This is a genomic window from Aeromonas sp. TW 6 (genome assembly GCF_013168745.1).
Classification (GTDB): Bacteria; Pseudomonadota; Gammaproteobacteria; order Enterobacterales; family Aeromonadaceae; genus Aeromonas; species Aeromonas caviae.
Genome location: NZ_JABERS010000022.1, coordinates 43,062 through 63,443 on the forward strand (window position 1 = coordinate 43,062; position 20,382 = coordinate 63,443).

Genomic DNA, 20,382 nt, shown 5'->3' on the forward strand with positions numbered 1-20,382 from the left:
AGTGCTAGCATCGGGCGGCCCCGATCATGCCAGGTACGGGGTGCATACCATCAGGGACGATAACAAGGACAATCCCATGTCATACCAGAAACTCGAACAACATCAGCAACAACAGCACCGCCTCTCCCACCTCTCCGCCATCTGCGGCTGGGATCAGGCCGCCATGATGCCGGAGGGGGGCAACGAGGCCCGCGCCGAGGCGATGGCGGAGCTCGGCGTGCTGATCCACGGCAAGCGCACCGCCCCCGAGCTTGGGGAGTGGATTGCCAAGGCAGAGAGTGAACCGCTGGACGAGCACCAGCGTGCGAACCTGCGGGAGATCAAGCGCCAGTGGCAGGATGCAAGCCTGCTGCCGGGGGCGCTGGTGGAGGCGCTGTCGCTCGCCGGCAGCAAATGCGAGCACGCCTGGCGTCGCCAGCGCAAGGAGAACGACTGGGCAGGTTTTGCCCCGAACCTCGAGGAGGTGGTGCGCCTGTCGCGGGAGGTGGCGACCTTGCGCGCCGACGCGCTCGGGGTGCGCCCCTATGACGCCATGCTGGCGCTGTACGAGCCCGGCATGACGAGCGCGAGGCTGGATCAGATCTTCGGCGATCTGACGAGCTGGCTGCCCGGCCTCATCCAGACCGTGAGCGAGCGGCAGAAGAGCGACACCCTCCTCACCCCGCAAGGCCCGTTCCCGGTTGCGACGCAGCAGGCGCTCGGCCAGGAGGTGATGGGACTGCTCGGCTTTGATTTTGCTCACGGCCGGCTCGACGTGAGCAGCCACCCGTTCTGCGGCGGCGTGCCGACGGACGTGCGCATCACCACGCGCTACAACGAGCAGGAGTTCGTCTCCAGCCTGATGGGCATCGTCCACGAGACGGGTCACGCGCGTTACGAGCAGGGCCTGCCGCGCGCACGGCTCGGCCAGCCGGTGGCCGAGGCGCGTTCCATGGGCATTCACGAGAGCCAGAGCCTGTTCTGCGAGATGCAACTCGGCCATCACCCCGCGTTCCTTGCACAGATTGCACCGCGCATCCGCGCACACTTCGGCGAACAGGCCGCGCTCGCCCCCGCGAACCTCGAGAAGCTGTACAACAGGGTCGAGCCCGGCTTTATCCGCGTCGATGCGGACGAGGTCACCTACCCGGCCCACGTCATCCTGCGCTACGAGCTGGAGCGGGACCTGATGGAAGGGCGCATCGAGGTCGCGGACATCCCCGAGCTGTGGGACGCGAAGATGCAACAGTGGCTCGGCTTGTCCACGAAGGGCAATTACCAGAATGGCTGCATGCAGGACATCCACTGGACGGACGGCTCGTTTGGCTACTTCCCGAGCTACACGCTCGGCGCCATGTACGCGGCGCAACTGCGCTTTGCACTCGAGCGTGAGCTCGGCGACATGGGCACGCTCGTAGAGTCCGGCCGCCTGCCGGAGATCTTTGGCTGGCTCGGTCGCCATATCTGGTCCCAGGGCAGCCTGCACGGCACGGACGAGCTCATTCGCCGCGCGACCGGTGAGGCGCTCAATCCCCAGTGGCTGCGCAAACACCTCGAACAGCGCTATCTGAAATAAGCGAGGTTGAACCCCCTCCCAGCCTCCCCCTTCACAAGGGGGAGGAGCTAACCCCGCCCCGTTCACAGAGGGGAGCTGTTTGTCCCCTCCCCTTACGAAGGGGAGGGTTAGGGTGGGGTCCTGCCCCCCTTACCTTACAAAGGGAGGACTGGGATTCCTCGGATCGCACTATTTTTGCTATTCCTGTCCGTTTTTGGCTAGTCACCCCTCTCGCCCCCGCTTAGTCTCTGGGACATGCCCACAGCAACCCGAGCCATGCCATGACCACAGAGCCCCCGCATTCATCCCAACGGGACGAGATCATCCCGGGTCTCACCCGGGAGCAGTGCCACGCCGCACGCCTCGCGCGAGACGCGCGTTTCGATGGTCGCTTCTTCACCGGGGTGCTCTCCACCGGCATCTATTGCCGCCCCGTGTGTCCGGCGCGGGCACCGCACGAGCACAATGTGCGCTATTTTCGCTTCGCGGCGGCGGCGGAGCAGCACGGGCTGCGCCCCTGCCTGCGCTGTCGCCCCGAGCTCGCACCGGCCCAGAGCGGCGATCTGCCACCGCTCGTCGCCCAGGTGCTGGCGCGCATCGAGCGCGGCGAGCTGGCGGAGCACAGCCTGGGCTACCTTGCAACGCAGGCCGGGATCACGGAGCGCACCCTGAGGCGCCAGTTCGAGCAACACCTCGGTGCCTCGCCGAAACAGGTGGAGCAGACGCGCCGCCTGCTGCTTGCGAAACGGCTGCTGACGGAAACGCGCCTGCCCATCACGGACGTGGCGTTTGCCGCAGGCTTTGCGAGCATTCGTCGCTTCAACGACGCCTGGCTGCAGGCGTATGGGATGACACCGGGCGCCCTGCGCAAGCAGGAAGGGGGGACTGGCGAGGCGGCGCCGCAATCGAGCCTGCAACTGCACCTGCTGTATCGCCCGCCGTTCGACGTCCAGGCCATGCTCGCGTTCTACCGGTTGCGCGCCATTCCGGGGCTGGAGCGGGTGGATGAGCACGGTTACGAACGCCGTCACCGGGTCGGCGAGCAGGAGGGGCTCATCCGCATCGAGCCCGTCGAGGGGGAGAGGCTCAGACTCACGGTGCGGGATCTGCCGCCGGGTGCGCTGCCGGACATCCTGTACCGCGTGCGCCGCATGTGGGATCTCGACGCCGACATGAGCCGCATCGGCGAACACCTGGGGCAGGATCCGCTGCTCGCCGGCATCCAGGGACGCTGGCCCGGGGTGCGGCTGCCGGGGGGGTGGGATGAATACGAGGTGATGCTGCGCGCCATCGTCGGCCAGCAGGTGTCGGTCAAGGGTGCCATCACCATCATGGGGCGCCTGGTGGCGCGCACCCTGGCGCAGTTCGGCACCGCGCAGCTGCCCACCCCGACCCAGCTGTGCGAGCTGGATCTCGACGGTATCGGCATGCCGGGCAGCCGCATCCGCACCCTGCAAGGGCTGGCCTCGGCGCTCGCAAGCGGCGCACTCACCCTCGCCACGGCAAGCGACGAGCAACTGCTCGCGCTGCCGGGCATAGGTCCCTGGACGGTCGCTTACTGGCGGCTGCGCTGCGGGCTGGACACGGATGCCTTCCCCGCCTCGGATCTCGTGCTGCAAAAGGCGCTGGGGGGCGGTGACAAGCTGCCGGTGAAAGAGGTGACAGCGCGCAGCGCCCCCTGGCAACCGTGGCGCGCCTATGCCGCAAGCTGGCTGTGGCACGCCATGAGTGAACAACCGGCGCTGCTCACCCGGCCAACACAGGCACAAGACGAGGAGAAGAGCCCATGATCCGCTATGACATGATGCCCACCGACCAGGGCGAACTGCTGGTCGCCATCGACGAACGCGGCCTGGTCCATGTGGACTTCCTGGCCGGACTGCGGCCGCTGCCCGACATGCAGGACTGGCAGCAGGACGGCGAGGCGCTCGCCCCCTTCCTCGCCGAGTTTCGGGACTACTTCGCGGGCCGGTTGCAGCGCTTCACCCTGCCGCTCGCCCCCAGGGGCACGGCGTTTCAGCAAGCGGTGTGGCAGGCGCTGTGCGACATCCCCTACGGGGAGACCCGCAGCTACGGCGACATCGCCCGCGCCATCGGCAAGCCAAACGCGGTGCGGGCGGTGGGTGCCGCGAACGGTCGCAATCCGCTCTCCATCATCATCCCCTGCCACCGGGTGATCGGCCAGAATGGCAGCCTCACCGGCTATGCGGGAGGCCTGCCCATCAAGCAGGCACTGCTGACGCTGGAGAGGGCCTCTCGTTGATCCGGCGCAGCCCGGCCAGGGCTCACTGCCGCTGCGCCAGCCAACCGTGAAACCCCAGCGCCTGAAAGAAGCGGTGCGCCGCCGCGAAACCGGCCCCTTGCAAGAGGCGCCGGGTCTGTCCCTCGTCCAGGGAGGTGAAATCCTCCCCGAGGCGGCGCACCATCTGCTCGCAGGCAGGAAGCGGCAGACCGGCGAGGGCGGCTTGCAACCCCATCGCCTTGCGCTCAAGCGGGTCCGTGGGCGCCATCAGATCCGCCAGCAGCAGGGGGGCGCCAGGATTGAGCTGGCGATAAATATCACCCAATAGCGCGGCTTTGGCATCTTGCGCCAGAAAATGCAGCACCAGCAGACAGAGTGCACCATCGCAAGGCTTATCCAGCACAGGCAATGCGCCCAGGTGCCAACACACCCTCTCCCCCATGCCCGCCTGCTCGGCCCGCATCCTGGCATGGGCCAGCATGTCCGCCGAGATATCCTGGGCCACAAAGGTCCAGCGGGGGCAGAGACGGCCAAGCAGCAGCAGCTCGCTGCCCGTGCCCACCCCCACCAGCAGCACCCGGGCCTGCTGGCCCAGCGCGGCCATCAGCCGGGAGGCACAAAGCTGATGCAGCAGCTCGTAGCCTGGCACCAGCAGGGGGATGCGGCTGTCATAGGCCTTCGCCCCTTCTCCTTCGAATCGCTCCGTCATCTTTTGCTCCTTTGGTGTGAGCCCCCTTGATAGGGGCTGCCGCCGGGAGAAGGTCAAGAGCCACAGGGACGAGCCAGTTGCCAGCCCAGCCCTTCCCATGAAGGGAGGGCCCTAGCCCCCCTTGCCCAGCACCGCTTTCAGAGCCGGATTGAAGACGCGCTGGAGGGAGGCGGGGTTGTTCACCAGCTTGGCCGCCGGGCGGCGCGGGCGCCTGACCAGCTCGCCGCCACAGTTGGGGCAGGTCAGGTGCAGATACTGATCGTTGCACTCGGCGCAGAAGGTGCACTCGAAGGAGCAGATGTAGGCCGTCGCCGTGTCGGCGGGCAGATCCCGGTCACAGCACTCGCAGTTGGGTCTGAGTTCAAGCATGGCAAGTTCCTGAAGCGCAAAGGGAAGCGGGAAAGAGGGCGGCTCAGTCGACGATAAAGAGGCGAGCGCCCAGTTCGGTATAGGAGCGATGGGGTTCGGCGTTGTCCGCCACCTGGTAGCTCATGCCCGGCGTCAGGCTCTGTGGGTCAATCTCATAAAGCTTGCGCTGGGCGGGCACAACGGAGCCATCCACAATGGGGCGAACATTAGCAATACGCCAAGCCCAGTAGCCGGGCACCCAGCCACTCGAGCAGGCGGCGGCGACTTCATCGGGTTGCCATTCATGCACCTCTTCAATGTCGACGATCGCAACGACTTTGCCATCAGGATCAACTGGCATATCGAGAGATAAAAATACTGAATTTTCAACGATCAATAAATCACGAACAGGCAGAGATGGAGGGCACCAGGAACGGACTTCCAATGTCTTTTTACCTGACGCGATATTTGTCCCGTGTGGACTGACTATCGAGAGTGCGAGCATAGATCCGTCTAAACCTCATTCCTTGTGGTGATAACACAGACATAGAGGCTCGAATAAGGCATCAAGCCTCTCACGAAGAGAGATGACAGCCCCTCTTCGCAGTCCCCCCATGATAAGAGCACACTCCTTCCCCCAAGTCATGGCCCACTCTGGTGATGGATACCTGACACCGGGCATCCCCCAGGAAAGGGGACAGGACTAGGCCATCACCCCTTGAGGCTGCCCATCACCTGCATCTCGCAGCGGTGGCAGTCAAAGCGCAGGCGGAAACTCTCCTTGCCCATCTTGAGCTCCAGGGGCTCGGCCTTGAGACCGGGCATCTCCTTGGGGCAGAGCTGCTGGCTGTAGCGAATGCAGTGCTTCGTTGTCATCAGCACCACTTCCCGCTCCTCCTTGTTCGCCTCATACGCGGGGGCGATGCTCCCCACCCCGTGTTCGCGAAAGAACTGCTCCGCCGCGCTGTTCAGCACGTTGCCGAGGTAGGAGAGCCGATGCTGGGGATAAACGGCGCCTCGCAGGGGAATGCGCCGCTCGGGTCGCCGGTAGGCAGCCAGACGGGCCGCCTCCAGGGCGGCGATCCCCTCCCGGCGCAAGCCGTTAAGCTGTGAAGCCGCAATAAACAGCGGGTGAGTGAATGCCAACTCAATCTGGCGAGCCACAAACAGGGTGTTGCCGAGTTTGCCGAGCTGATCCCTGGCCTGTTGCAGCGCCCGTTCCGGGTTGTCGGCCGGCTGCTGGTCGCAGGGGAGCGTGACGGCGGCACCAATGCCCTGCTCGTCCACAAGTTCGAGCCGCAGTCCCTCGTCGCACTCCGATAGCCGCATATCGACCCGGATGCGGCGATCCGCGCTCCCCTTTTCGAGCTGCTTGCTGAAGGCCTGATCGTGGTTGCGAAAGATCTCGGTGCCTACCTTGAGACCGGGCATGGGTTCCGACAGGAGTAACCGCTTGCTCTGTGCCTTCTCTTCCACCTTATTGAGGCGCATCCCCACCAGCTCGCCCCCCGGCTTGAAGAAGCCGAGGCCATCGCCGTTGTTGAGGGCAACGGCCTGGCCGTCGATCTCGATGCCATCGCGGGTCACGCTGGTGACGCGCCCGAGCGGCTCCCCGACGTATTTCGGGCTGCGCGGCGAGTCGATGCCTGGCTGTCGGCCATGGAGGAAGTAGTCGGTGCTGCCCCGGTTGAAACTCTTCTTGGGATCCGGCGTAAAGGTGTAGCTGCAACGACCGGCGGAAGCGGCCACCAGATCGGGGCGGCTCGCCAGGATGGTGTCCAGCTTCTGGCGATACCAGGCGGTGACGTTCTTGACGTAGTCGAGCCCCTTGAGGCGCCCTTCAATCTTGAAGGAGCGGATCCCTGCGGCGATCAGCGCCTCCAGGTTGTCGGTCTGATCCATGTCTTTCAAGAAGAGCAGGTGGCTGTTTTCCACCAGCACCTCCCCCCCTGGCGTTTGCAGGGAACAGGGCAGCCGACAGAGCTGGGCGCACTCGCCGCGATTCGCGCTGCGCCCGGTGCGGGCGTGGCTGATGTTGCACTGGCCGCTGTAGGAGACGCACAGGGCGCCGTGGATGAAGAACTCCAGCTGCACGCTCGTGGCGGCGCTTATCTCGCGGATCTGCGCAAGGGAGAGCTCGCGGGCCAGCACCACCTGGGAGAAGCCCACGTCCTGCAGAAACTTTACCTTTTCCGGGGTGCGGTTGTCGGTCTGGGTGCTGGCGTGCAGCGCGATGGGGGGCAAATCGAGCGCCAGCAGTCCCATGTCCTGCACGATCAGCGCATCGGCCCCTGCCTCGTAGATCTGATGGGTCAGGCGCCGGGCCTGCTCCAGCTCGTGGTCGTGCAGCAGGGTATTGAAGGCGACGAAGACCTGGGCGCCGAAGCGGTGGGCATGGCGCGCCAGCGCCTCGATGTCCTCGAGGCTGTTGCCTGCTGCGCTGCGGGCACCGAAGGCGGGGCCCCCCATGTAGACGGCGTCGGCGCCGTGGTTGATGGCCTCGATGCCATAGGCAAGGTTCTTGGCCGGGGCCAGCAACTCCAGGCGGTTGTGATGGTTCTGATCGCGCATAACGTCCGGTTCGAAGGGCTGCAAATGGCCGCCACTCTAACCAGACTCCCCGCCCCCCGCCTTGATCCCGCTTAAGATCACCGCAGAATGCAGGATTGGCCCCCGTACAAGGACATCTGGCGGGCCCTCATCCCCCGGCCCTGACAGAATGCCGACTACGCTGGCACCCGACGCGGAGCTAGATCACGACCTTGAGGGCCAGCCCCAGCAGCACCAGGCCGCTCACCTTGTCTATCACGGTGGATTTGGCCTTGAGCCAGGCGAGTACGGGCCCGCGAGAGAGCACCAGGGCCACCAGCACATACCAGAGCGCATCGATGCCGCCTGCGGTCAGCATCATGATGCCCCCCTCACGCCAGCCGGTGTCGGCATGCACGAACTGGCTGAACAGGGCGATAAAGAAGATGGCGAGCTGGGGGTTCAAGAAGGCCACCATAAAGCCCTCGAACGCCCCTTGACGTCCCCGTGGCGGGTGCCCCTCCTCCTTGCCTGCCTCACCCCCTGCGGGCCTGGCCAGCAGCGCCTTGATCCCGAGCCAGGCGAGAAAAGCCGCGCCGCCGTAGCGGATGAGATCGAACAGCAGCGGGGTCTGGGTGATCAGGATGGCGAGGCCGAGGGCCGTGATCAGCGCATAGATGCCGACTCCCAGGCCATGTCCCAGCGCCGTGGCAACCCCGTGGCCCTGCCCTCCCTGCACCGTATTGCGGATGATCAGTGCCAGGCTCGGCCCCGGGCTGATGGCCCCCATCACGCAAATGGCGGCCAGCGCCAGCCAACTCGTCAGCTCCATACCTTCTCTTCCTTCGTGTCGATTGTTGTCACCCTGGATCAGGGTAGGGGGTGGCTCGCTATGCCAAAAGTGAAAGTTATGAATAGAGTCCATAGCCAGTGGCTATAGAGTGGCACAACCCGCTGCCATCAGCGGCTCACCTGCGGCCCTCGGGCCAACTGCTTGCGACTCTCCCCCAGGGTGAATTGCAGGTGATCCCGCAGGAAGGGATAGGCCAGCTCGCGAAACCAGCGATGAGCCGGATCCAGGTGGTGGCGCTGGTGCCACAGCAGATGATACTGCTGGACCCGGGTGGCGAAGGGGAGATCGCAAAAACTCAGGGCATGTTCCCGGGAGAGCTGCCAAGCGATATGGGCCGGGGTGGTCATCAGACAGTCTGTGCGCAGCAGCACCTCCACCGCGGCCTGGAAGAAGGGCACCCGGGCAAACCAGCGGCGGGAGAGCCCGCGGGGGGCCAGCACCTGCTCCACCGGGCTGTCCTTGTCCCCGCCCCCGCTCACCTGCAGGTGGGGCCAGGCGAGGTAATCCTCCAGACTGGGCGCCATGCCAGAGAGCGGGTGATGGCGCCCCATCAGCACCACCAGCCTGTCCTCCCCCTGATGCAGGCCGCGGATCTGGTCCGGCACCAGCTCCGTGATGGTGGAGACCATGTCCAGCTCCGATTGCCAGAGCTGGGGCAACTGGCGCTTGTCCCACAGGCTGTACTCCAGCGCCGCCCGGGGGGCGGCCCTCGCCAGGGCCGCACAGATGTCCGGCAAGATGTGCTGGGCCACGTAGTCGGAGGAGGCGAGCCGAAACACCCGCTCGCAGCGCTCGGGGGCAAATTCCGGCGCCTCGTAGAGCCGCTCCAGGGCCCCGAGGGAATCGGCAAGCTGGGCCGCCAGGGCCTCGGCCCGCGGGGTCAGCAGCCAGCGCTGCCCTTCCCGCACCAGCAGCTCGTCGCCAAACTCGCTGCGAAGCTGGCCGAGCTGCTTGCTGATGGAGGGCTGGCTCAGGTTCAGCAGCTCCGCCGCCCGGCTGATGTTGCGGGTCTCCAGCAGCACCTTGAGGGTGGGCAAGAGATTGAGATTCGCTTTGTGCACAGGAGTCACCTCGGGAAGGGGTCGCCGGGATCGGGCCTTCATCTTACGGCAAGGAGAAGCGGAAATTTAAGCAAAATCACGGTCTTGCTCCCGCCACTCCCCTTACACTGGGGGGACCGCAGGATGACAGTGAACGCCCCGTGCGGCATAATTTCGCCACTTTCCGCCCCAGGGCGGCCATCACGACAAGCGACGACAAGATGACATACGCCACTATCACCGGGTGGGGAAAATGCCTGCCCCCCGCCTCGCTGACCAACGATGACCTCGGCACCATCATGGATACCTCGGACGAGTGGATCTACCCGCGCACCGGCATCAAGGCCCGCCGTGTCTCCCATGTCAGCACCCAGGCGCTCGCCACCCTGGCCGCCCGTCGCGCCCTGGCGTGCGCAGGTCTGGACGCCGCCACCCTCGATGGCATCATCCTGGCGACCGCCACACCGGGCACGCTGGTCCCGAATGGCGCCTCCGCCGTGCAGCAGGCCCTCGGCGCCCACAAGGCGGCGGTGTTCGACCTCAACGCCGCCTGCACCGGCTTCGTCTATGCCCTCTCGGTCGCCACCTCCCTGGTGCAGACCGGTATGATGCAAAGGGTGCTGGTGATCGGTGCCGAGCGGCTGACCCAGTTGTTGGACTGGGCCAAGCGCGACACCGCCGTGCTGTTCGGGGATGGCGCAGGCGCCGTCATCATCGAGGCGAGCGAGCAGGAGAGCGGCCTGATTGCCAGCAAGCTCGGTTGTGACAGCGAAGCGCGGGAGATACTGCACGTGCCGAACTTCGGTACGGATCGGGTGCGTTTCGCCGACATTGACGGCCTCTTCACCTTCAACTTCGAGGGGCAGGAGATCTTCAAGCGCGCCGTGCGCGGCATGGGCGAAGCCACCGGCACCGTACTGGCCCAGGCCGGCATCGCCCCCGAGCAGATCGACCTCATCGTGCCGCACCAGGCCAACGTGCGCATCATCGAGACCCTGGCCAAGCGGATGAACGCCCCCATGGAGAAGGTGATGGTCAACATAGAGCAGTACGGCAACACCTCCGCCGCCACCGTGCCCATCGCCCTGTGCGAGGCGCTGGAGCAGGGTCGGGTCAAGCCGAACAGCTACCTGCTGACCGCCGCCTTCGGGGCCGGGCTGACCTGGGGCGCCGCCCTCATCAAGTGGGGAAATCGCGTCACCCCGATCGCGAGTTGCGACGAGGTGCTGCCCCCCTGCGAGCAGAGCGCCCTCGAACTCATCGCCCATGCGGTGCAGGGTTGCCAGCAGGCCCGCCCCGCCGACGCCTGAGCGAGCGCCAGCGCCCCATGATCCGCCAGGAGCCTCGTGGCTCCTGGCTGCCAGCCCCCCTACGCCCCCTCGCCGTTTCGGCAGCGACATAAAAGTCATTGAAAAGTGTGAATTTTGAGCGAAACATATCAAAAAATGACCACTTGACACTTTTTTGTCGTCAGAATGCGGCCAAGGGGTTCACAACCTTGCCGGATCTGGTAGTATGCGGCCTCGCACTTGGGGAGGGGTTCCCGAGCGGCCAAAGGGATCAGACTGTAAATCTGACGGCTCTGCCTTCGAAGGTTCGAATCCTTCTCCCTCCACCATTCAAGTGCGTCAAGTAAGTAAAAATCAGGAAAATACCCCGTGGAGGGGTTCCCGAGCGGCCAAAGGGATCAGACTGTAAATCTGACGGCTCTGCCTTCGAAGGTTCGAATCCTTCTCCCTCCACCATCTTCCTGAACACAATATGCAATGCCCCTGTGGAGGGGTTCCCGAGCGGCCAAAGGGATCAGACTGTAAATCTGACGGCTCTGCCTTCGAAGGTTCGAATCCTTCTCCCTCCACCATCCTTCAGACAACCCGGCCTCGCGCCGGGTTTTCGCTTTTCTGGATAGAATCCACATGGCGCTGTCAGATCTGACAATTGCCCTCCCCGCACTTTTTAGAAACAGTGGAGCCTCATGTCGCAAGGAGTGCACACAGATGTTTGAAATCTGGGATGAAACGGGTCGCGAGCACGGGCTGACACTGCCCGAGCTGCAACTGCGGCTGCGGGATTACCAGGGAGACGTGATGGTGCGCTACCTCAACCGCCTCGGCCTGCCGAGCACCCTCTTCCTGACCATCCGTCAGGGATGCGCCTATCAGCGCTTCAAGGCGGGTTCCCCCATGCTCGACTGGTCCTGGCTTGCCCAGGCCATGCACGCAGCCCCCCTGGCTGGCGCCGCACCTGCACAGGGCCATGCCCTTCCCTGACCCCCTCCTTCCTGCCCACGCCCAAGCAGGGCCCATTATCAGACTCTTCCTACAGCCTCCCTTTAGACCCTCCCTGTATGATGCGCAGCCATGTTCCCGTCAGGTGAGAACCATGTTTGCGTTCAAAGAAGAGTCTCCCGTAAGGGCCATGGCCAACATGGCGGATATCGTCGTCCCCTTTTATCAGCCCATCATCGGCCAGGATCGTCAGGTCAAGGGGTATGAGGTGCTGGCCAGACGCTGGGATGCCGGCAGCCAGGGTTATCAGGGCATCGATTTTGCCGCCCTCGGCGAAAATGACGCTCTGCACCTGGATATCGTCATGCTCAGGGCCATCATGCGCGATCTGCCCGTGCTCGCCCAAAAAGGCCCCTATGCGCTCTCCATCAACCTCAATCCGGCGCTCTCCAGCCCCACCTACCGCAATCTGCTGTTGCTGGTGCTGCTCCAGGCCCGCAAGCTGGGGATCGCCATCTGGTTCGAGGTGCTGGAACACGTCAGGATCAAGCACCAGCACAGGGAGATGATCGAGGTGTTGCGAGCCCATGGCGCCCACATCGCCTGTGACGACTTCGGCTCCCTGGCATGCAACTTCCAGCGCCTGATGATGCTCCCCTACGAGATCGTGAAACTGGATCGTTCCCTGCTGCTCCAGGCTGTACGCAGCACCCATGCCCTCAACATGCTGACGGGGCTGGTGAAATACCTGCAACGACTCGGCATGGCCGTTGTGTGCGAGGGAGTGGAGATCCAGGCCCATATCGAGGTGGCGAACCGGCTGGGCTGCGACTACCAGCAGGGCTACGCCTACGCCATTCCCTCCCCTCTCTCCCGCTGGGCCTGAGCCGAGCGCTTGCGTGTCACGGGGGAAACCCGGGCACCGTTCCCATGAAATTCGGCAGGGTGCTGCCATTTTCCTGCCAAAGATGGCAGGCTGTCCCGGCCACACTGACGCCGAGGCCCGCCATGGTTCGCTTTGCCACCTTCAATCTCGCCTTCGATCGCACTGCACCCGGCATGCTGGGGGAAGAGCTCGCCCTGACCCGCACCGAACAGGATGCCCTGCTGGCCCGCCTCGCCGACGGCACCTTGAGCGGCGCCGAGAAGACCAAGGCCCTCGACGTGCAGCAGATCCGCAACATTGCCGAAATCATCCAGCGCACCCGGCCGGACGTGTTCCTGCTCAACGAATTCGACAATGACGGCAAGGGCAGCGACACCACGGACCTCAACGCCTTCAACGACAACTACCTGGCCCATGCCCAGCACGACGAGGTGAAGGCCATCAGCTACCCGGTGCTGCAGAACTTCGCCACCAACACCGGCCTGATGAGCGGCCATGACCTCAACCTGGACGGCAAGGTCAACAACGGGCCGGACGACGCCTGGGGCTTTGGCAACTATCACGGCCAGTACGCCTTCGCCGTGATGTCCCGGTATCCCATCGATACCAGGCAGATCCGCACCTTCCAGACATTCAAGTGGAAGGAGATGCCGGGCGAAGCGAACCCCGTCATCGACGACTGCCACAACCCCAGGGCACCGATCCCGAGCGGCCGCCAGTGTGGCGATGCCTGGTATGACGACGCCGCCTGGCAGGCGCTCCCCCTCTCCTCAAAGAACCACGCCGACGTACCGGTGCGCATCAGGCAGGGAGACAGGGAGGAGGTGCTCCACTTCCTTATCTCCCACCCGACCCCGCCCATCTTCGGCAACGCGGCGCGCCACAACGTCAAACGCAACCGTGCGGAGATAGCCTTCTGGCAGGACTATGTGGCAGGGGCTGGCTACATGGTGGATGACGCCGGCAAGGCCGGTGGCTTGGCCGAGGGCGCCAGGTTCGTCATCGCCGGCGATCTCAACGCCGATCCCCAGATTGGCGATGGGGATCTCACCGCCATTCAGGCGCTGCACAACCATGTGCTGGTCAACCAGGCCGTCACCAACGGCGCCCTGATCCCGGTCAGCCAGGGCGGCCCCGAGTGCCTCGCCAGCCATCCGGATCAGTGCAAGCGCAACAACAACCGCCCCACCCCGGAGCGCATCACCAGCAGCAGCGGCCTGCAGCTCGACCACGTGCTGCCCTCCGCCAACCTGAACGCGGTCGCCTCCGGCGTGTTCTGGCCGGCCAGCTTCGAGCCGGGCTACCACCTGGTGTATGACCCCAAGCTCGGCATCGCCAAGGGCGTCAGTTCGGATCACCGCCTGGTGTGGGTCGACGTCACACTGTGACAGTGACGCAGAGCAGACAAGCAACGGGGCCCGCAGGCCCCGTTTTCATTGGTTTGTCATACCAGCTTCTCCACCCGGGCCGGCAGCCCCTGGCGGGCCGACGAGCCGATGGCCCAGTCCACCAGGGGATAGCGGCCATGGCGGCTGGGATCCAGCACCGCCAAGTCATTCAGATTGACCCCGGCTCCGCGCAGCGGATTGGCAACCACTTTCTGGCCGTCTATCCAGTGTTCCCGCGCCCCCAGCTCCTTGTGGCCGAAACCGTGTTCGATGGCGATGGCCTCCGCCTGCACCCCGGCCACGCACTCGGCCACCCCGATCACGCTGCCATCCGGGGTGCTGACCCGCACCCTGTCCCCGCTCTCGATCCCCAGCTGTGCCGCCGTCTGTTCATTGAGCCGCACCCGGTTGCTGGGGTTCACCTGGCGCAGACGATCCGAGCCGATGCTCATGGAGCTCATGGTGTGGGACTTGTAGCTGGTGAGCAGCAGCGGCCACTGGGCCGGTTTGAACGCCTCATTGAGCGGCGTGCCGTCCGCCAGCTGGGGGCGGAAGAAGCGCGGGGTACCGCTCAAGTATTGCCCGCTCTGGCTGTGGCGGCGGCTGCCCACCTCGGGGTTCCACACCATCAGCGGCTTGGGCCAGCGCTTGCTTGGCTGACCCGCGTCATCGCGCCCCTTGGCCGCCGGCTCGAAGCGCCCGCCGCGGGCGAAGAGATAGGCGGCGCGGCCCGCCTCCTCCGCGCTCAGGGTGGCATTCAGCACCGGCAGGATCCGTTCCACCCCGGACCAGGCGAGATCCTCCGGATCTATGGCAGGCAGCGGCTCGCCGAGATAGGCGACGTTGGCCGCCCCGTAGAGGGAGAAGTCCGCCGCCCGGTTCAAGCCATGCAACTTGCCGTCCGCCCCTTTGAGCGCCCCCTCGCCAAAACCCGGCAGCCCCAGCCGTTTGGCCACCGCGATAAAAAAGGACTCCATACAGACCGGATCTCCCTCGGCGGTCTTGGCGACACGGGGCTCCACGATGGGCCAGCGGCCGGTGGAGACCTTGGTCAGCACCCCGTGCCAGGCGGTGGCCCAGCCCCAGGACTCGTAGGTCAGGGTATCCGGCACTATGTAGTCCGACAGCGCCGACGACTCGTTGATGAAGCTGTCGATGCTGACCACAAGGGGCAGCACGGCCGGGTCGAGCGGCTCGGCGAGGTTGCGAATGGCCCGCAGCCCATCAACCTGGCCCTCGCCAAACAGATCCCCCCCCTCCACCACCTCGGCCACCAGCTGCTCGAAGGGGATGCTCTGCCAGCGGCCACTGCCACGGGGCCCCACCCGCTTGAGACAGCGGGTGACCCGCTGCGGGCTGTCGAGCTGCTCCAGCATGGCGTTGCCCCGCGCGCAGGCGGTGGAGCGCCCGTCCAGCCCCCCTTCCTGGTAGCCGCTGGTAGCGAGCAGCGCCTGCTTGACCGGGATCTTGAAGTCGATGTGATGGCGGGCGGAGAGGGGGTGATAGGGGTTGCCCAGGATCCGCACTATCTGGTCGCGCTCGTTGTCGATGCGTGCCCGCACTCCGCACAGGGTCCAGCAGCCGAGGCACATGGTGTTGGCAACCCGCTGGGCCGGGTTGGGGTGCAACGCTCCCTGCTCGTCAACCCGGTACTCCACGGCCAGCGAGTTGCCATGGATGGGATCCCGGGTCGGCTGGCCCGAACTGCCGGTGGCAAGGCCAGTCGCCACCTGCTTGAGGGTGTCGCTGTAACCGGCGACGAACAATCCGGTGCCGCCGGCGATGGCGGCGCCCTTGAGAAACTTGCGCTTGCTGTGATCCATCAGAGTGCCTCGCGTGCAAAAGGAGTGGGTGCCTTGATGGCGGGGGAAACAGAGGGGCGCACCAGCTCCGAGAGGGCCACCAGCAGGGCCAGCAACAGACCGAAGGTGCCGAGAATGCCGAGCACACCGGCCGGGCCCCAGGCGATTTCATAGAGATAGACGCCAGCCCCGTACTTGGGCGCGAGCTGCCCCTGAATGAGCACCAGCCAGCGCAGGCCCCACACCAGGTGCAGCCCCAGCAGCGCCAGCCCCCAGAGTGCCAGGCGAGCAGAGATCCTGGGCCGCAGCAGCATCAGCAGGCCGGCCAGCCCCAGGGTCAGCAACAACCAGTGGGCCGCCAGCCGCCAGCTCGGGTCGAGCCGATAGAGAGCCTCGGCCTCTGCCGCCGAGGCGCCGCCAAACAGGGCCCAGCCCAGCAGGGAGAGCGCCAGCAGGCCTAACGTCCAACCACTCTGGCGCAGCAGGGTCGACTCGGTCTGGGCACGCCAGCCCGCCAGCAAGCGGTTGAGCAGCAGCAGGGCACTCTGGGCCCCCAGCACGGCGCTCAAGGTCAGCAGCCAGGGCAACCAGGGGGTATGCCAGAGCGGGCGCGCCGCCACCGCCATGGTCTCGAGCCCGGTGTAGAGGGCGATGCTGAGCCCGCTCAGGGCCGCCAGCAGGGAGAGCGGCCGCAGCCAGGCGTGCCCCGACCAGCTTCCCAGGCAGAGCAGCCGGGCAAGGCGGGCTATCTTGTCCCCTTCTGTACCGCGCCGGGCCAGGGCAGGCCTTAGCAGCAGCCAGCCGAGCAGCATGGAGAGCAGGCTGAACAGCGGCAACAAATAGGCGCCATACCACATGACGGAGCCAAAGCGCGTCTGGGCGTAGAAGTGCCAGGCCCGGGCCGGCTGGTGCAGATCCGCGGTCAGGGCGATGGGAGCCACCAGACCGGCCGCCACCATCAGCACCGCCGCCAGGGTCTGCAGCCGCGGGTCCGGCGCCTTGCGCCACAGCTCAAACGCGCCGAGCCAGAGGGCCCCGTAGGCGAGGCCGATGAGGAAAAAATATTGCACCGCCCAGGGCAGCCAGGTGATGGGCTGAGCCGGGGCCAGCAGTTCGTTAATGACCATGGGCTATCTCCTTGCCATCGTCGGTGAGCAGGGTGCGCAGGGCCGGGTTGCCGTCGACCTTGCTGACGAAGGCCTCGTCCATGCCGAGATAGAAGACCCGCGGCTGGGTATTGGCCTCGGGCTTAAGCACCTTGAGCGCCGGCTCGTGTTGGCGCAGCAAGCGGCTTATCCGGCTCTTGGGGTCGTTCAAATCCCCTATGATGCGCGCCTCGCCGACACAGCTCTCGACGCAGGCGGGCAAGAGCCCCGCCTCCAGCCGATGGGCGCAGAAGGTGCACTTGTCGGCGGTGTTGGTCTCGTGGTTGATGAAGCGGGCGTCGTAGGGGCAGGCCTGCACGCAGTAACCGCAGCCGACGCACCAGTCGTTGTTGACCACGACGATGCCGTCATCGCGCTGGAAGGTGGCGCCGGTGGGGCAGACATCGAGGCAGGCGGGCTCGGCGCAGTGGTTGCAGAGCCTTGGCAACATCAAGAGGGAGGCGGGAGCCTCGAGGGCGGCCACGTCGCTCACCTCGTACTGGCTCACCGTGGTGCGAAACTGGCCGAGTGGAGGCTGGTTTTCGATGGTGCAGGCCACGGTGCAGGCCTGACAGCCGACGCAGCGGCGCAGGTCGATCAGCATGCCGTAACGCTTGCGCCCGTCCCCCCGGCTGATGGCCGCCCGCCCGTTGCGGGGAGCGGGAACGGACTGCGCCTGAACCTGGGTGACGGGGATCAGGGCCGCCCCTGCGGTGAGGGCGGCGATCCCGGATAACAATCGGCGCTTGCTGGGCTCCATGGCGTCTTTCCTTCTGCTGAGCTGGCTTGAAAGGGGTTGGGCCGATTGTCCTCAACGCAGGAAGTCGCCTCTATTGTGGTTTTCCACATACCGGGAGCCGGGTTGATCCAGCGCAATAAAAAATGCCCCAGCCCTGCTGAACTGTGACCGGGGCGGCGTTTGCCGCTCCTCCCGGCCCCGTTCGCGTGCAAGCGCACGTCCCGGTGATAGACTGCCCCCTTTGCACCGAGAGGAGAGCCCCCTGCACGCCCCAGTTCCCTTGCCCCTGCTCAGCCTGCTGCTCTGGCTCGCCCTGTCAGCCCTGCCGCTGCGGGTGCAGGCCGCCCCAACCCCCTCTGTGCCAGCGCCAGTCCGACAGGAATCCGCCCCATCCCAGGTCACGCCGGTGCAGACCATGGCCGAGCCGATACGCATCGGCGTGTTGGCGACCCGCGGCCCGGCACTGGCCAGAGCCCAGTGGCAACCGCTGCTGCGCTGGCTGGCGCAGCGCGTGCCCGGCCATCGCTTCGTGCTGCATCCGCTGGGGTTCGATGAACTGGCCGAGGCCGTCGCCCTCGAGCACCTCGATTTCGTCATCACCAACCCGGGTCAGTCGGTGAGCCTGGCGCGCCAGTATCCGCTGGCCTGGCTCGCCACCCTCAAGAGCCCGGCCGGGGGTGACAACCTCGCCATCGGCGCGGCGCTGGTGGTGCCCGCCCAGGCCCCCTACCGACACTGGCGTGACCTCGAGGGGCAAGCGGTCGCCGCCGTCTCGGAGAACGCCTTCGGCGGCTACCTCTCCTATCGCTTCGAGGCGGGCGAACAGGGGGTTCGGCTGGAACATTTCTTCTCCACCGTGCAGTTCACCGGGTTTCCACTGGATCGGCTCATCGAGCGATTGGCGGCAGGGGAGGTGGCCGCCGCCATCGTGCCGGTGTGTCAGCTGGAGCGCATGGAGCGGGAAGGCAAGGTCGCCAAGGGGGCATATCGGGTGCTGGACGATCAGGCGCCGCCCGGCTTTGGTTGCCAGAGCTCGACCCGGCTCTACCCCAACTGGTCCTTCGCCAAGACAGAGCGGGCCTCCCCCGCGCTGGCGCTGGCGGTGACCCGCGCGCTGTACGATCTGCCCGCTGATAGCGAGGCGGCCATCGCCGCCGATTCGGCGGGCTGGACCGTGCCCACCAGCGAGCTCGCCATCGACCGCCTGCTCAAGGCGCTGGATCGCCACCCGCTGCAGGGCCCCTGGTGGCAAGCGGCCTGGCACTGGCTGCGCCAGCATCAGCAGTGGGGCTGGGGCGCCCTGGCGCTGGTACTGCTGCTGGGAGGCCACCACCTGCTGCTGCAATACCTGTTCAACCGCAGCCAGCGCCGGCTGCTCCAAGCCCGCCACCAGCTCGAGCAGAAGGGACGCCAGCTGGCACAGGCCAGACGGCTCGCCGAACTGGGTGAGCTGGGCGCCAACGTGGCCCACGAGATCAATCAGCCCCTCAGCGCCATCGCCAACTACAGCCAGGGGGCACTGCTGCGACTGGACAGATTGGCACAGGATCCGGCCCAGTCTGCTGCCCAGGCCTCCCTGCGTCAGGCCCTGGAGCAGATAGGGCGCCAGGTCCAGCGCATCACCCAGACCGTCAACCGGCTCAGAGCCAGGCTGCAGAAGCGCCCTCCCCGCTTCGCGCCTTGCGACCTGCCCACCCTGGTGGCGGAGTTGCGCCCCCTGCTGGAGCAGATGCTGGCGCCGCTCGACGTCGCCTTCACCCTGCACTGGCAGGGCCAGCCGCGCCCGTTGCCACTGGACGGCACCGGGATGGAGCAGTTGCTGGTCAACCTCATCAAGAATGGCGCCGAGAGTGCAGCGAAGAGGGTGCGCGCCGCTGTTCACTCTCCTGCTCACCCCCCTGCGCAAGCAGCGGCACAGGCGCCTGCCCGGGTCGAGCTGCTGATCGCCTTCGAGGCGCAGAGTTTGCTGCTGGAGATCCGCGACAACGGCGTCGGCCTGAGAGTCCCCGCCACCGAACTGCAGCAGGCGTTTTACAGCGACAAGCCGGACGGCATGGGGTTGGGGCTGGCCATCTGCCGGGAGGTGGTCGAGAGCCATCGCGGCCAGTTCAGCCTGGAGAACCTGAGCCCCCACGGCTGTCTGGCCCGGGTCCCCCTGCCCGTGCCGCCACCCGAGGTCCCCGCCTCAGCCACCCCCCCCCCCCCGCCGACACCGAGGAACTGAGATGCCGACCCCTGCCCGCCCCCCGCTCTATCTGGTCGATGACGACGAGGCCGTGCTCGACTCCCTGCGCTTCATGCTGGAGAGTTGCGACGAGCGGCAGCTGTTCAGCTTTGCCGATGGCGAGCGCTTCCTGGCAGAGGTCGACCTGCACCAGCCCGCCTGCCTCATCCTCGACTGCCGCATGCCGGGGCTCTCTGGCCCCGAGGTCCAGCAGCGGCTGAAGGCGGCCCAGAGCCCCATCGCCATCCTGTTTCTCACCGGCCACGGCGAGGTGCCGCTGGCGGTGGAGTCCCTCAAGCTGGGGGCGGTGGATTTCTTGCAAAAGCCGGTGCAGCTGGCCCCCCTGCTCGCCGCCATCGAGCGGGCCGAGCAGGCAACGCTGAGTGCGGCGACCCGCCTCGCCCAGCTGGCCGCCTTTGAGCGCCTCACCCCGCGCGAACGCCAGTTGTTGCAGCTCATCGCCCGGGGCCACAAGAATCAGCAGATAGCGCAGGATCTCTGCATTTCGGTGCGCACCGTCGAGGTGTGCCGCGCCAGCCTGATGAAACGCCTGGCGGTGAACTCCCTCGCCGAGATGCTGCTGCGCTACGCGCAGGTGAGCGAACACCCCTGAGTGGCCTGCAACCGTACAAAACGGGCAGGGATCACACATTTGGCGCTTCGATGGCGGTAGAGTGCCCTCTTCTCTTCACCAGGATCGCCCGGGTCCTGCGCC

17 protein-coding genes, 3 tRNA genes and 1 pseudogene are annotated in these 20,382 nt (G+C 66.0%); 12 read left to right on the forward strand and 9 right to left on the reverse strand.

Features of this window, described 5'->3' with window-relative positions; translation table 11 throughout:
• Positions 1–76: 76 nt before the first annotated feature.
• The 3 genes from HKD46_RS12425 to HKD46_RS12435 all read left to right on the forward strand — a co-directional run bounded on the left by HKD46_RS12425 (position 77) and on the right by HKD46_RS12435 (position 3,797).
• Positions 77–1,555 carry a carboxypeptidase M32 gene (locus HKD46_RS12425; protein WP_171865475.1) on the forward strand — a complete coding sequence of 493 codons (1,479 nt, stop codon included), beginning with the start codon at positions 77–79 and terminating at the stop codon, positions 1,553–1,555.
• Between the two features lie 260 nt (positions 1,556–1,815).
• Entirely contained in the window at positions 1,816–3,324 is a 1,509-nt protein-coding gene (locus HKD46_RS12430; RefSeq protein WP_171865476.1) for a DNA-3-methyladenine glycosylase 2, read from the forward strand.
• The gene (locus HKD46_RS12435) at positions 3,321–3,797 is read left to right on the forward strand and encodes a methylated-DNA--[protein]-cysteine S-methyltransferase (protein WP_041211223.1); all 477 of its coding nucleotides are present in this window, start codon (positions 3,321–3,323) and stop codon (positions 3,795–3,797) included. The genes HKD46_RS12430 and HKD46_RS12435 overlap by 4 nt, the downstream gene beginning before the upstream one ends.
• Before the next feature lie 22 nt (positions 3,798–3,819).
• Here HKD46_RS12435 and HKD46_RS12440 read toward each other — a convergent pair whose 3' ends face one another.
• From HKD46_RS12440 to HKD46_RS12465, 6 genes are all read right to left on the reverse strand, one after another.
• Entirely contained in the window at positions 3,820–4,485 is a 666-nt protein-coding gene (locus HKD46_RS12440; protein WP_010673282.1) for a class I SAM-dependent methyltransferase, read from the reverse strand.
• Between the two features lie 111 nt (positions 4,486–4,596).
• On the reverse strand, positions 4,597–4,854 hold the full coding sequence (locus tag HKD46_RS12445) for a DUF1272 domain-containing protein (protein WP_069651793.1): 258 nt from the start codon (positions 4,852–4,854) through the stop codon (positions 4,597–4,599).
• Between the two features lie 43 nt (positions 4,855–4,897).
• Positions 4,898–5,338: an ASCH domain-containing protein gene (locus tag HKD46_RS12450; protein WP_081331948.1), complete on the reverse strand. Its 441-nt coding sequence runs from the start codon at positions 5,336–5,338 to the stop codon at positions 4,898–4,900.
• Between the two features lie 206 nt (positions 5,339–5,544).
• Positions 5,545–7,404: a U32 family peptidase gene (locus tag HKD46_RS12455; protein WP_171865477.1), complete on the reverse strand. Its 1,860-nt coding sequence runs from the start codon at positions 7,402–7,404 to the stop codon at positions 5,545–5,547.
• Positions 7,405–7,582: 178 nt separating this feature from the next.
• Complete coding sequence (locus HKD46_RS12460; RefSeq protein WP_039041052.1) at positions 7,583–8,194, reverse strand: LysE family translocator; 612 nt, start codon at positions 8,192–8,194, stop codon at positions 7,583–7,585.
• Positions 8,195–8,322: 128 nt separating this feature from the next.
• Positions 8,323–9,276, reverse strand: coding sequence for a LysR family transcriptional regulator (locus HKD46_RS12465; protein WP_109112806.1), 954 nt, complete (start codon positions 9,274–9,276; stop codon positions 8,323–8,325).
• A 200-nt stretch (positions 9,277–9,476) separates the two neighbouring features.
• Between HKD46_RS12465 and HKD46_RS12470 the strand changes: the two genes are divergently transcribed.
• From HKD46_RS12470 to HKD46_RS12500, 7 genes and pseudogenes are all read left to right on the forward strand, one after another.
• Positions 9,477–10,565, forward strand: coding sequence for a ketoacyl-ACP synthase III (locus HKD46_RS12470; protein ID WP_045523689.1), 1,089 nt, complete (start codon positions 9,477–9,479; stop codon positions 10,563–10,565).
• A 223-nt stretch (positions 10,566–10,788) separates the two neighbouring features.
• Positions 10,789–10,873: transfer RNA gene (locus HKD46_RS12475), tRNA-Tyr, on the forward strand.
• A 42-nt stretch (positions 10,874–10,915) separates the two neighbouring features.
• Positions 10,916–11,000 (forward strand) — tRNA-Tyr (locus tag HKD46_RS12480).
• 31 nt (positions 11,001–11,031) lie between these two features.
• Positions 11,032–11,116: transfer RNA gene (locus HKD46_RS12485), tRNA-Tyr, on the forward strand.
• 136 nt (positions 11,117–11,252) lie between these two features.
• On the forward strand, positions 11,253–11,525 hold the full coding sequence (locus tag HKD46_RS12490) for a hypothetical protein (RefSeq protein WP_010673275.1): 273 nt from the start codon (positions 11,253–11,255) through the stop codon (positions 11,523–11,525).
• A gap of 112 nt (positions 11,526–11,637) precedes the next feature.
• A complete protein-coding gene (locus tag HKD46_RS12495) occupies positions 11,638–12,369 on the forward strand; it encodes an EAL domain-containing protein (protein ID WP_171865478.1) in 732 nt (243 codons plus the stop codon).
• A gap of 82 nt (positions 12,370–12,451) precedes the next feature.
• A pseudogene (locus tag HKD46_RS12500) lies at positions 12,452–13,757 on the forward strand (endonuclease/exonuclease/phosphatase family protein).
• Positions 13,758–13,813: 56 nt separating this feature from the next.
• Here HKD46_RS12500 and HKD46_RS12505 read toward each other — a convergent pair.
• The 3 genes from HKD46_RS12505 to dsrO are packed head-to-tail and all read right to left on the reverse strand — an operon-like array spanning position 13,814 to position 17,464.
• Entirely contained in the window at positions 13,814–15,580 is a 1,767-nt protein-coding gene (locus HKD46_RS12505; protein ID WP_171865480.1) for a molybdopterin dinucleotide binding domain-containing protein, read from the reverse strand.
• Positions 15,580–16,686: an NrfD/PsrC family molybdoenzyme membrane anchor subunit gene (nrfD, locus tag HKD46_RS12510; RefSeq protein ID WP_161470821.1), complete on the reverse strand. Its 1,107-nt coding sequence runs from the start codon at positions 16,684–16,686 to the stop codon at positions 15,580–15,582. The genes HKD46_RS12505 and nrfD overlap by 1 nt, the downstream gene beginning before the upstream one ends.
• Positions 16,676–17,464 carry a sulfate reduction electron transfer complex DsrMKJOP subunit DsrO gene (dsrO, locus tag HKD46_RS12515; RefSeq protein ID WP_060389934.1) on the reverse strand — a complete coding sequence of 263 codons (789 nt, stop codon included), beginning with the start codon at positions 17,462–17,464 and terminating at the stop codon, positions 16,676–16,678. The genes nrfD and dsrO overlap by 11 nt, the downstream gene beginning before the upstream one ends.
• A gap of 259 nt (positions 17,465–17,723) precedes the next feature.
• On the opposite strand from dsrO, the gene HKD46_RS12520 reads away from it, so the two are divergent.
• Together HKD46_RS12520 and HKD46_RS12525 are read left to right on the forward strand one after the other, a co-directional pair.
• Positions 17,724–19,667, forward strand: coding sequence for a PhnD/SsuA/transferrin family substrate-binding protein (locus HKD46_RS12520; RefSeq protein WP_171865485.1), 1,944 nt, complete (start codon positions 17,724–17,726; stop codon positions 19,665–19,667).
• Between the two features lies 1 nt (position 19,668).
• The gene (locus HKD46_RS12525; RefSeq protein ID WP_161470763.1) at positions 19,669–20,280 is read left to right on the forward strand and encodes a response regulator transcription factor; all 612 of its coding nucleotides are present in this window, start codon (positions 19,669–19,671) and stop codon (positions 20,278–20,280) included.
• Positions 20,281–20,382: the final 102 nt, after the last annotated feature.